This window comes from Streptococcus sp. E29BA (genome assembly GCF_041807805.1).
GTDB lineage: Bacteria > Bacillota > Bacilli > Lactobacillales > Streptococcaceae > Streptococcus > Streptococcus entericus.
Window position 1 is genome coordinate 1 of the sequence record NZ_JBGTZA010000045.1, and the last position, 11,858, is coordinate 11,858.

At 46.4% G+C, this 11,858-nt stretch carries 7 protein-coding genes; 5 read left to right on the forward strand and 2 right to left on the reverse strand.

The window, feature by feature from the left end; genetic code table 11:
- Positions 1–356: 356 nt before the first annotated feature.
- From ACERC8_RS08965 to mutY, 5 genes are all read left to right on the forward strand, one after another.
- The gene (locus ACERC8_RS08965) at positions 357–1,964 is read left to right on the forward strand and encodes an alpha-glucosidase (RefSeq protein ID WP_373659555.1); all 1,608 of its coding nucleotides are present in this window, start codon (positions 357–359) and stop codon (positions 1,962–1,964) included.
- 68 nt (positions 1,965–2,032) lie between these two features.
- Complete coding sequence (locus tag ACERC8_RS08970; RefSeq protein WP_373659549.1) at positions 2,033–3,049, forward strand: LacI family DNA-binding transcriptional regulator; 1,017 nt, start codon at positions 2,033–2,035, stop codon at positions 3,047–3,049.
- 310 nt (positions 3,050–3,359) lie between these two features.
- Entirely contained in the window at positions 3,360–4,871 is a 1,512-nt protein-coding gene (gene malQ / locus ACERC8_RS08975) for a 4-alpha-glucanotransferase (protein WP_373659556.1), read from the forward strand.
- On the forward strand, positions 4,864–7,122 hold the full coding sequence (glgP, locus tag ACERC8_RS08980; protein ID WP_373659550.1) for a glycogen/starch/alpha-glucan family phosphorylase: 2,259 nt from the start codon (positions 4,864–4,866) through the stop codon (positions 7,120–7,122). Before malQ ends, glgP begins: the two co-directional genes overlap by 8 nt.
- Positions 7,123–7,270: 148 nt before the next feature.
- Positions 7,271–8,422 (forward strand): A/G-specific adenine glycosylase, encoded by a 1,152-nt coding sequence (gene mutY, locus ACERC8_RS08985; RefSeq protein ID WP_373659551.1) that lies wholly within the window; start codon positions 7,271–7,273, stop codon positions 8,420–8,422.
- Between the two features lie 25 nt (positions 8,423–8,447).
- On the opposite strand, the gene trxA is transcribed toward mutY, so the two are convergent.
- The gene (gene trxA / locus ACERC8_RS08990; protein WP_373659553.1) at positions 8,448–8,762 is read right to left on the reverse strand and encodes a thioredoxin; all 315 of its coding nucleotides are present in this window, start codon (positions 8,760–8,762) and stop codon (positions 8,448–8,450) included.
- A gap of 312 nt (positions 8,763–9,074) precedes the next feature.
- A complete protein-coding gene (locus tag ACERC8_RS08995; RefSeq protein WP_373659554.1) occupies positions 9,075–11,405 on the reverse strand; it encodes an endonuclease MutS2 in 2,331 nt (776 codons plus the stop codon).
- Positions 11,406–11,858 lie beyond the last annotated feature (453 nt).

The window sequence follows — 11,858 nt, forward strand, 5'->3', positions numbered from 1 at the left end:
AAATCAAAGTCCTCAACAGAGTAGAAGTCACTGTTTGGGTACTTCTTGTAAAGGCTGTTCAGTTTTAATGTTGTCATGTCATTCCTTCTTTCTTCTTTTTATCTGAATTGTTGCGGTAACGGGGCATTACAGTATTAAACAGATAATGATACCTCTATTATGCAACCGCTTGCTCAAAATGTCAAGTAGTTTTTTTGAAAAAATTAAAAAAAATTTAGTTCCGAATTAACCCTTACGACTCTTCTTTGTCACTTAGGAACTAACTTTTTCACGCAACCGTTTGCTTAGTTGGCAAAAAAAAGTTATAATGGCATCAAATCATAATTTAAAGGAGACCTTTCATGACAGAAAATCTCATGACTGAACGCTGGTGGCACCGTGCCACTGTTTATCAGATCTATCCCAAGAGCTTTATGGACAGTAACGGTGATGGTATCGGTGACTTACCGGGTATCATCAGCAAGTTAGATTACCTAAAAGAGCTTGGCATCACCGCCATTTGGCTCTCACCTGTTTACCAAAGTCCCATGGACGATAATGGGTATGATATTTCTGACTACGAAGCCATTGCAGCAGAATTTGGTAGCATGGCGGACATGGAAGAACTTTTTTCTGAAGCCAAAAAACGTAGTATTCGCATTATTATGGATTTGGTGGTCAACCATACCTCCGATGAGCACGCTTGGTTTGTGACAGCCCGTCAGCAACCAGATAGTCCTGAGCACGACTTTTACATCTGGGCAAATGAGCCAAATGAACTGAGTTCAGTTTTTGGCGGTTCTGCGTGGGCTTATGACGAGCAAACTCAAGCCTACTACCTCCACTTCTTCAGTCGTAAGCAACCTGACCTCAATTGGGAAAACCCCGTATTGCGTCAAAAGATTTACCAGATGATGCAGTTTTGGATTGACAAGGGCATTTCAGGTTTTCGGATGGACGTCATCGACATGATTGGCAAAGTCCCTGACCAACTCATTGGCAACAACGGTCCCAAGCTCCATGACTATTTGCAGGAAATGCACCAAGCCTGCCTGACCGACCCAGACTTACTGACAGTAGGAGAAACCTGGGGCGCCAATCCTGAACGGGCGAAACTCTACTCTGCACCAGACCGCAAGGAGCTGTCCATGGTCTTCCAGTTTGAACACATCGGTCTCCAGCACGAAACAGATAAAGACAAGTGGCATTATACCAAACTTGATGTCCCTAAACTAAAAACCGTTCTGTCACGTTGGCAAACCGAGTTGCCTGTCGGACAGGGGTGGAACTCGCTTTTTTGGAACAATCACGACCTGCCACGTATCCTCTCTATCTGGGGAGATACGGGCACTTACCGTGAAAAATCAGCTAAAGCCTTCGCTATCTTGCTTCATCTGATGCGGGGAACACCTTACATCTATCAGGGGGAAGAGATTGGAATGACGAATTTCCCATTCACAACTGTTGACCAGCTCAACGATATCGAAAGCCTCAACTACCTGACAGAAGCTAGACAGGCTGGCCAGTCAAATGACGTTACCCTTGACCAGATTCGCATGATTGGTCGTGACAATGCCCGCACGCCAATGCAGTGGACAGCTGGGCAACAGGCTGGCTTCACCACAGGGCAGCCCTGGCTACCTATCAACCCTAACCACCAGACCATCAACGTCGCTCAGGCACTGGCGGATAAGCAGTCGATCTTTTACACCTACCAACAGCTGGTTCGCTTGCGCCTAGAGGCTGACTGGCTGATTTACGGCGATTACAACCTCCTCGATACGCCTGATCAAGTCTTCGCCTATACTCGTCAATGGCAGAGCAGTACCTATCTTGTGGTCGTTAACCTCTCTGATCAGGTTCAGCACCTCTCGCTACCTGCTGGCATCGATGAGCTTATTATCGCCAACACTGTTCTCCCTGAAGACCTCGACCAGATGAAACTGGAGGCTTGGGACGCATTCTGCTTGAAACTAATCTCTTAATAGCTGAACCAAATGGTTGCATTACCCCTCTCAAATAAGGTAAAATAAGCATCAGGAGGTTCATGATTATGGTAACAATTAAGGATGTGGCAAAGAGGGCTGGTGTAAATGCTTCGACAGTCAGCCGAGTCTTGAAAGACAGCTCTGCTATTTCTCAAATAACAAAAGAACGTGTGCGCCAAGCGATGGACGATTTGGGGTATGTGCCCAATCGGGCCGCCCAGATGCTGGCAAGCGGACTGACTCAGTGTGTGGGGGTTGTTTTGCCACCGCTGACCACCCCTGATCGGGTTAGCGAACCCTTTTTCATGGAAATTTTGACGGCAATAAACGATCAAGCCAAACAACAGGGCTTTACGGTGTCGATTGCCACCAGTAATTCCGTTGAAGATTTAGCTGAACAGGTGAAACTGATGTACCGCCAAAAAAGAGCTGATGGGTTTTTAATCCTATACTCTGAAAAAGATGACCCTGTTCAACATTATTTAAGCAGCCATAACATTCCATTTGTGGTTGTCGGAACACCGATAGAGGCAGATCCAAACTTAATTTCGATTGACAATGACAACCAATTGATGGGGGAAGAGGCTGTTAAACACCTTCAACGCAAAGGACACAAAAAACTATTGTTTGTCACAGATGATTTAACGAGCCGTGTCTGTCTTGACCGTTACCGAGGCTACCAGCAGGCTATTGAGCAACTCGATTTGCCAGTTCAACCCATCTTGCTCTTTGACCGGAAAGATCCAGCAACCTTAGATTTGCTCATTGAAACGATACAGAGAGAAAAAATCACAGGTCTGATTGTCATCGGTGATTTGCTCTCTATCCGAGTCATTCAGTTTCTATCCTTCTATGGTTTGCGTGTTCCGGATGATCTTTCCTTAATTTCCTTCAATAACTCGATTTTTTCAAAAATGCTTCATCCCTACTTAACAACGTTTGACATCAATGTTGCCCAACTCGGACAAACAAGTCTCATCCGCTTGCTAGATATTATCGAGGATAGGCAACAACCGTCAACAGAAGTCATTGTCCCCTTTAATCTAAAGGAAAGGGAAAGTGTTCGAGACCTGTATCGCTAACGTCTTGTCCCTGAAACAAGAGATAAAACGTTTCTGCTACCACTGCGGCTGATGTGCTTACTCAACCAATCCGCCGCATAAGCAGAGTGAGAAAAATAAGCACATAAAATCCGGTTTGAGGCAGGCGAGGCGAGTAAGTGACGCTGCCTCAACCAGTTAAACGAGCTATAAAAAGAAGTCACCGTTGTCACTTATCGGTGATTTCTTTTGGTAACAATCGCTAATTTTTCTTAAGATTTTTAAGAAAAGACTTGACTTACGCAATCGGTTGCGTTAGACTAGACTTATCATGACTAAAGGAGAACTTATGATGGACAAACGTGCAAGCGGTGTTTTAATGCACATTACTTCTTTGCCTAGTCCTTACGGTGTGGGGACCTTCGGGCAGGCTGCTCATGATTTTGTGGACTTCCTTGTAGAGACCAAGCAGACCTATTGGCAGATTTTACCTCTGACCACGACAAGCTACGGTGACTCCCCTTATCAGTCCTTTTCAGCCATCGCTGGGAACACGCACCTGATTGATCTTGACCTGTTGGCAGCTGAGGGCTGGTTGGAAAAAGCTGACTATGCTGATGCTCACTTTGGCGATAATCCTTCTCGGGTTGATTATGCGCAAATTTTTGAAGCTCGTCGTCCGATTCTAGAAAAAGCTGTGCAAGCCTTTCTCGCAGATGACAAGGTCACATCAGTCTATCAAGCCTTTCTAGAAGAACAGGCATCTTGGTTACCTGACTATGCAGAGTTTATGGCTCTGAAAGAGCATTTTGGCAATCGTGCCTTGCAAGAATGGGAGGATAGCTCTGCTATTTTACGGGAAGAAAGTAGCCTGAACCGCTATCGTGAAGAGCTGGCAGATGTTATCGCCTACCATCAGGCGACGCAGTATTTCTTTTTCAGCCAATGGGCCAGGCTAAAGGCTTATGCTAATGAACACCACATCAGCATCATCGGGGATATGCCGATTTATGTATCTGCGGATAGCGTAGAGGTTTGGACACAACCAGAATTGTTTAAGTTGGATGAGGCACGCCGTCCCCTCTTTCTAGCAGGTTGCCCAGCCGACGATTTCAGCACGGATGGTCAGCTCTGGGGCAATCCGATTTACGACTGGGCGACGCATGAAGCAACCCACTATGCTTGGTGGATTTACCGCATTCGTGAGAGCTTTAAGCTCTATGATTATTTACGGATTGATCACTTCAAAGGTTTCTCAGACTATTGGGAAATCGATGGAGATGGTGAAACCGCCAATGATGGCAAGTGGCATCCGGGTCCTAACTATGCCCTCTTTGCTGCTGTAAAAGAAGCATTGGGAGACAATTTACCCATCATCGCTGAAGATTTGGGTTATATCGACGACCGTGCGAAGAAACTCCTCGCAGACTGTGGTTTCCCAGGCATGAAAATCCTGCAATTTGGCTTTTTCGACACAACTGGGCAAAGCATAGACAGCCCACATCGTTGCATTGCGCATAGCCTTGCTTATACAGGTACTCATGACAACGAAGTGGTCAACGGCTGGTACGACAACCTAACTCAAGAGCAAAAAGACTATGTTAACAGCTACATCAACCGTCGCGATGAGGAGAACATCAGTCGCGCCATGCTTCGCACGCTATTTGCGACCGTTAGCAATACAGCCATTGCCAGCATGCAAGATATTCTCGATCTACCGGCTGATAGCAGAATGAACTTGCCGTCAACCGTTGGTGGCAACTGGGAATGGCGGATGTTGCCAGAAGAGTTAACCCCTGAACACAAAGAGTTTTTGAAAAAGATTACACTATTGTATCAACGAGGTAATGAACAGAATGACTAATTTTACAAGCTATATCAAGAACAAAACTGCACAAGAGCTACAACAATTGTCTGACAAGGACATTTACACCCATTTGCTCAACTACGTCAAAGACATGAGCAAGGACTTGCCTAAAAACGATGGCAAGCGTAAGGTCTACTACATCTCAGCCGAGTTTCTCATCGGAAAACTCCTGTCCAACAACCTAATTAACCTAGGTATCTACGACAGTATCAAAGCTGAACTAGCAGCTGCTGGCAAATCCATCAGCGCCATCGAAGACATCGAGCCAGAACCATCGCTTGGTAACGGCGGCTTGGGTCGCTTGGCCTCTTGCTTTATCGATTCTATCTCAACACTTGGCATTAACGGTGAGGGCGTTGGTCTCAACTACCACTGCGGGCTCTTCCAACAAGTCTTTAAGGATAATCAACAAGATGCACAACCAAACTTCTGGATTGAGGATGACAGCTGGTTAATCCCAACCGATATCAGCTATGAGGTGCCATTTGCTAACTTTACCCTGACGTCAACCCTCAAACGCATGGCTGTTCTGGGCTATAAAAAAGAGACCAAGAATTATCTCAATCTCTTTGACATTAAACAAGTTGACACTGACCTCATCACTGATGGCATCAGCTTTGACAAGACAGCTATCCAAAAGAACCTAACGCTCTTTCTCTATCCTGATGATTCTGATAAAAATGGAGAACTGCTCCGCATTTACCAGCAATATTTCATGGTGTCAAATGCTGCCCAACTCTTGATTGACGAGGCGATTGAGCGCGGTTCAAATCTGCACGATTTGCCAGACTACACTTACGTACAAATCAACGACACGCACCCATCCTTGGTGATTCCAGAGCTGATTCGTCTCTTGACAGACAAGCATGGCTTTGGAATGAACGAGGCGATTGCTGTCGTGTCACAAATGGTCGGCTACACCAACCACACCATCTTGGCAGAGGCCTTGGAAAAATGGCCACTGAGCTTCCTAGATGAGGTTGTGCCACACTTGGTGCCAATCATCAAGGAACTTGATACACGTGTCAAAGCTAAGTACGCTGACCCAGCCGTCGCTGTCATCGACGAGACCGACCGTGTTCACATGGCGCACATGGATATTCACTACTCAACTTCTGTCAACGGTGTTGCAGCGCTCCATACAGAGATTCTCAAAGCAAGTGAACTCAAGGCTTTCTACGACCTTTATCCTGAGAAATTCAACAACAAGACCAACGGCATCACCTTCCGTCGCTGGTTAGAGTTTGCCAACCAACCTTTGGCTGCTTACATCAAAGAACTGATTGGTGATGGGTACTTGACCGATGCCACAGCCTTGGAAAAATTAGTGGCTTTCGCTGATGATACTACGGTTCAAGAGCGTTTAGCAGACATCAAATTCCAAAACAAGTTGGCACTTAAAGCCTACCTCAAAGCCAACAAGGGCATCGATTTAGACGAACACTCCATCATCGATACACAAATCAAACGATTCCATGAATACAAGCGCCAACAGATGAATGCCCTCTACGTGATTCATAAATACTTGGGCATCAAGGCTGGCAATCGTCCTGCGCGTAAGCTGACGGTCATCTTCGGTGGTAAGGCTGCGCCTGCTTACACCATTGCTCAGGATATTATCCACCTGATTCTCTGCTTGTCTGAGTTGATTAACAATGACTCTGAGGTCAGCCCTTACCTCAACATCCATCTGGTAGAGAACTACAACGTCTCTGTGGCTGAAAAACTGATTCCTGCTACCGATATCTCAGAGCAAATTTCTCTGGCATCTAAAGAAGCGTCTGGTACAGGCAACATGAAGTTCATGCTCAACGGTGCCCTAACACTAGGTACCATGGACGGGGCTAATGTTGAAATTGCAGAACTGGCTGGTCAGGACAACATCTACACCTTTGGTCAAGACAGTGATACCATCATTGACCTCTATGATAAGGCTGGCTATGTGTCACGTGACTATTACGTTGACGAGGCTATTCAACCGTTGGTTGACTTTATCGTCAGCGATGAGTTGATGGCTCTGGGCAGCCCAGATCGCCTCAACCGCCTCTACCAAGAACTACTGAACAAAGACTGGTTCATGACTTTGATTGACCTGAAGGACTATATTGCCACCAAAGAGCAAGTTCTAGCTGACTACGAAGACCAAGCAGCTTGGAACAAGAAAGTCATCCACAACATCGCCAAAGCAGGATTCTTCTCATCTGACCGTACCATTCAACAATACTATGATGAGATTTGGTCACGGTAGTTAAGAGAAGGTCGTGTCTCTCTAGCTTACACATAGTAATCCCCTAACATCATCTGATGTCAGGGGATTTTATTACCAACAAATTTGAGCTTTTCCAGTTCAGCTAATCTTATTTACCCGCATCGTCAATTTATGGTACAATAAACCCATGTTAAATTTGAACGATTACGGCATCCAGATGTGGGACGAAGACAAGATTGCTGCCTTTCGTCGCACTCTGCTTGCTTGGTACGACCGTGAAAAACGTGACCTCCCCTGGCGTCGAACAACAGATCCCTACAAGATTTGGGTATCTGAAATCATGCTTCAGCAGACCCAAGTCGTGACGGTTATCCCCTACTACGAGCGCTTCTTAGAGTGGTTTCCTACCATCGCTGATTTGGCTGCAGCACCAGAAGATAAGCTGCTCAAAGCTTGGGAGGGGCTTGGCTACTACTCGCGCGTGCGAAATATGCAGGCAGCAGCACAGCAAGTCATGACTGACTTTGGTGGGCGATTTCCCAACACCCACGAGAGCATCAGCTCTCTCAAGGGCATCGGTCCCTATACCGCTGGCGCTATTTCAAGCATTGCCTTTGGTCTGCCTGAGCCTGCTGTAGATGGCAACGTCATGCGGGTACTAGCCAGACTCTTTGAAGTTGACTACGACATCGGCGATCCAAAAAATCGCAAGATCTTTCAAGCCCTGATGGAAATCCTCATCGACCCTGACCGTCCCGGTGATTTCAATCAAGCCTTTATGGACTTGGGGACTGACATCGAGCATGCTAAAACCCCGCGACCTGACGAGAGCCCCATACGAGCCTTCAATGCTGCCTACCTCAACGGCACCTACGACCGCTACCCCATCAAGGCACCCAAGAAAAAGCCTGTCCCTCTGCACCTAACCGCCTTTGTTATCAGAGATGGTAAGGGGCGCTATCTCCTCGAAAAGAATACTGACAGCGGCTTGCTTTCAGGCTTCTGGTCTTTTCCGCTCTTGTCGGCTAAGCCAATAGCAGAGCAGTTAGACCTTTTTACTCAGTCCACATCATCTCAACTGATGACCCAACCTGACCTGACCAGCTTTGAGAAAGATTACGGTTTGACCCCCGTCTGGTGCGAACAGACCTTCCCAGCAGTTACCCATGTCTTTAGCCACCGTAAATGGCATGTGACCTTGGTCGCAGGGCAGGTCAGCTCTGCCATGTCCCCAAAAAATAAAGAAACCGCCTGGGTGCACCCAGATGATTTTGAAACTTACCCTTTTGCCACACCGCAGAAAAAACTGTGGACGGCCTATCAGCACGAAAAAAACTGACCTCAATGGATCAGTTTTTCTGCTATTAGCTCAACTCAGCAACGATGGCCTTAAGCTGTTCTTTGGTGTGAACACCAGCGACTTGTTTAACCACCTGACCGTCTTTTTTGAACAAGAGGGTCGGAATACTCATGATGCCAAATTTTTGAGCAGTTGCAGGGTTTTGGTCAACATCGATTTTGACGATTTTCAACTCATCTTCTGACAATTCTTCAGATAGTTGATCAAGAATCGGTGCTTGCATCAAACAAGGACCGCACCAAGTCGCCCAAAAATCAACCAAAACTAGACCCTTGCTAGTTTCTGCTTCAAACGTTGCATCTGTCACAATATGTGCCATAAAAATAGCCTCCTTACGATTTATGAGACCATTATACCGTAAAAAAAGTATTTTTGCTAAAATTTGCTACGAAGAAGCTGGCTCATCAAACAATCTGAAGAATAGATGCCCCTGTCTTGCTTTTTCTGTATTAGTCCCCTGTAGTGCGGGCAGCATTCACTATCATAAACGTCCGACAAAAACTGTAACATAAGGAATAGGCATACACTATCAGATTGGCTGCGGTTTCCCAACGACCAGAGCAATCTTGACGAATCTCCGATGATCTCAACGCTAAAAAGAACTTCCAAAACCAAGTGGAAGTTCTCTTTTTTAGCCCAAGACCACAATCGTACAGCCACTGCCTCCAGCATTTTGCGGGGCATAGCCGAAGCTCTTGACATGCTTATTGCGACGGAGGTACTTGGTAACTGCTTCACGAATGACCCCTGTTCCGATACCATGGACGATGTCCACTTGCGCCATATTGTTGAGCAGCGCTTGGTCGATAAACTCGTCCAGTTCCAGCATGGCCTCTTCATAGCGTTTGCCACGGAGGTCTAGGCGGGCTGAAGGGTCGCGCCCAGAGACTTTCTTGGTGACGGTGACTGGTTTTTTCTTAGACTGTTCCATGCTATCCGCGCGAACGAGGTTGAACTCGTCTTCCTTGAGGGTCATCTTAATCAGCCCGATTTGAGCCTCCCAGCGACCGTCCTTGAGCTGGCTAATCAACGTCCCTCGTTGCCCATAAGCCCGAACGATGATGTCATCACCGACCCGTGCTGCCCGCGCCTTCTTAGCCTTCTTGAGCACCTTGTTCTTAGAGAGATCGACAGGCGGCGCTAGATTCTTGAGTTGCCCCTTAGCCTCGATGACCTCATGAGGCTTGAGTTGACTTTTCTCGTGGAGGTTTTTGAGAATGCTGTCGCTTTCTGCCAGAGCAAGTTCAACCATCTCACGCACCTCAGCTTGTGCTTTTTCCAGCTCCTTGTCTCTGGCATGAGAAAATTCATTATAGAGCTTCTTAACAGCACGGTTGAATTTGAGGTTCTCCTGCTCCACCTCTCGGATATGGTCAAGACGACGACGGGTTTCTAGCGTTTGCCGTTCCAGTTCTTCAATGATGCGGTTCACATCACTATCCGTAGCTGTCATGCCTTGAGCCTCAGCAACGATGACCTCAGCTAGTCCCAAACGTCTGGCAATATCAAAGGCGTTTGATCGCCCAGGTACTCCTTGGAGAAACTTATAGGTCGGGCTAAGGGTATTGATGTCAAATTCCATGCTGGCATTTTCCACAAAGGCTGTCTCGATACCGTAGACCTTCAGTTCTGGGTAGTGGGTGGTGGCCATGGTCTTCACTTGTGATAACCTCAAGTGTTCTAAGATAGCCATGGCCAAACTAGCCCCCTCCTGAGGGTCAGTTCCAGCTCCCAACTCGTCAAAGAGAACCAAGCTGTCTGCGTCAGCTTTTTCCAATACCGACACGATGGTCGTCATGTGGCTAGAGAAGGTTGAGAGGCTCTGCTCAATCGACTGCTCGTCACCGATATCTGCGAAAATCTGAGTAAAGACCGCGACCCGACTGCCCTCATCTGCTAAAATCGGCAGGCCTGACTGGGCCATGAGTTGGGCAAGGCCTAAGGTCTTGAGCATGATGGTCTTACCACCAGTGTTTGGTCCTGTGATGACGATAGCGGTCAGGCTGTCCTCAAAATGGAGGTCGTTGCCGACAGGATTGGTCAAAAGAGGATGGCGCAACCCCAGCAGGCGGATGGTCTTATCCCCAGATAGCTTGGGAATGCTGGCTTTTTTGTCCATCATGTAGAGGTACTTGGCGCGAATCAAATCCAGCTGACCAATGACCCAAGCATTATTGCGCAAGGCTCTGGTTTGAGGACGTACCATATCTGATAGTTGATGCAAAATCCGTGCCAATTCATGACGTTCATCTGCCCGCAACTGAGTCAGGGTCTCGTTGAGCTCAACGACTGCCCGCGGCTCGATATAGACCGTGTTACCCGATGATGAGATGTCATGAACGACACCGGCCACGCGATTGCGGTAGCTATTTTTGACAGGGAGTACCGAGCGGCCATTACGGCTGGCAATCAGCTGTTCGCTTAGCATGTCGCCTTGCTTTTTAAGCACATCTTGTAACACCTGACGAATCTTGGCTTCATTGTCCGTCAGTTGACGGCGAATACTGGTCAATTCTGGGCTAGCAAAGCTCTCAATAAATCCTGCATCATTGATGGCCTGTAGGCTCCCTTGTAGATTAGGAAATTGTTCCAACTTGTCAAAGAGATTGGCTAGGGCAGTCAGATTAACATTATCCAAATCCGCATAGAACCTTCCCAATTCTGCGGTTATCTGTAAAATACGTTTGATTTGAATAAATTCATCAACATTCAGGTCACCATCTAGTTCCAACCGACGTAGACTGTCGGAGACATCCCTGGCTGACCCAGTTGCAAACTGGTGCTGCTGAACAAATAGTTGCGCCATATCAGCTAACTCGACAAAGCGCTGTTCAATCTTTTCTCGCTTGGTCAAAGGGGCAAGCTCTTGCAAGAGGTCATGCCCTTGCTCCGTCTGCAAATAAGGTTCAAAACCCGCCTTGACTTTATCAAATTCTAACTGGTCTAAAATCTTGTTATTCATGTTTACCATTATATCATACTTGTCTATGAGTTTGACCTATTTGACGGAAATGTCTTAGCTAAGAGGAATCTTGTCGCCCATTTTTCTCAGTCTATAAATCTTTTGTTTATCTTCTCAACTCAATGTCATAAAAAAAGCACCCTAAAGTTAGATTTTTTCTGTCTAACTTTAGGGTGCGGTTTATTGTAAGTGGGTTCTAACTTATTGAAAGACTATCCTTTCAATAAGTAGGCACCAATAAATCCAACGATAACACCTGAAGCAAGTAGAACCATATAAACTCCTTCCTAAGATTAATTATTCAATTACAACATATGGCATCAATAAATTATGAATCGGTTACACTAAACTAGACAGAATTTATAAAGTGTTCTATACTAAAGAAAACAGGAGAACTCTATGTCTAGAAAAATCCGTCGTCAATTTAGTGATGACTTTAAGCAACAAATTGTT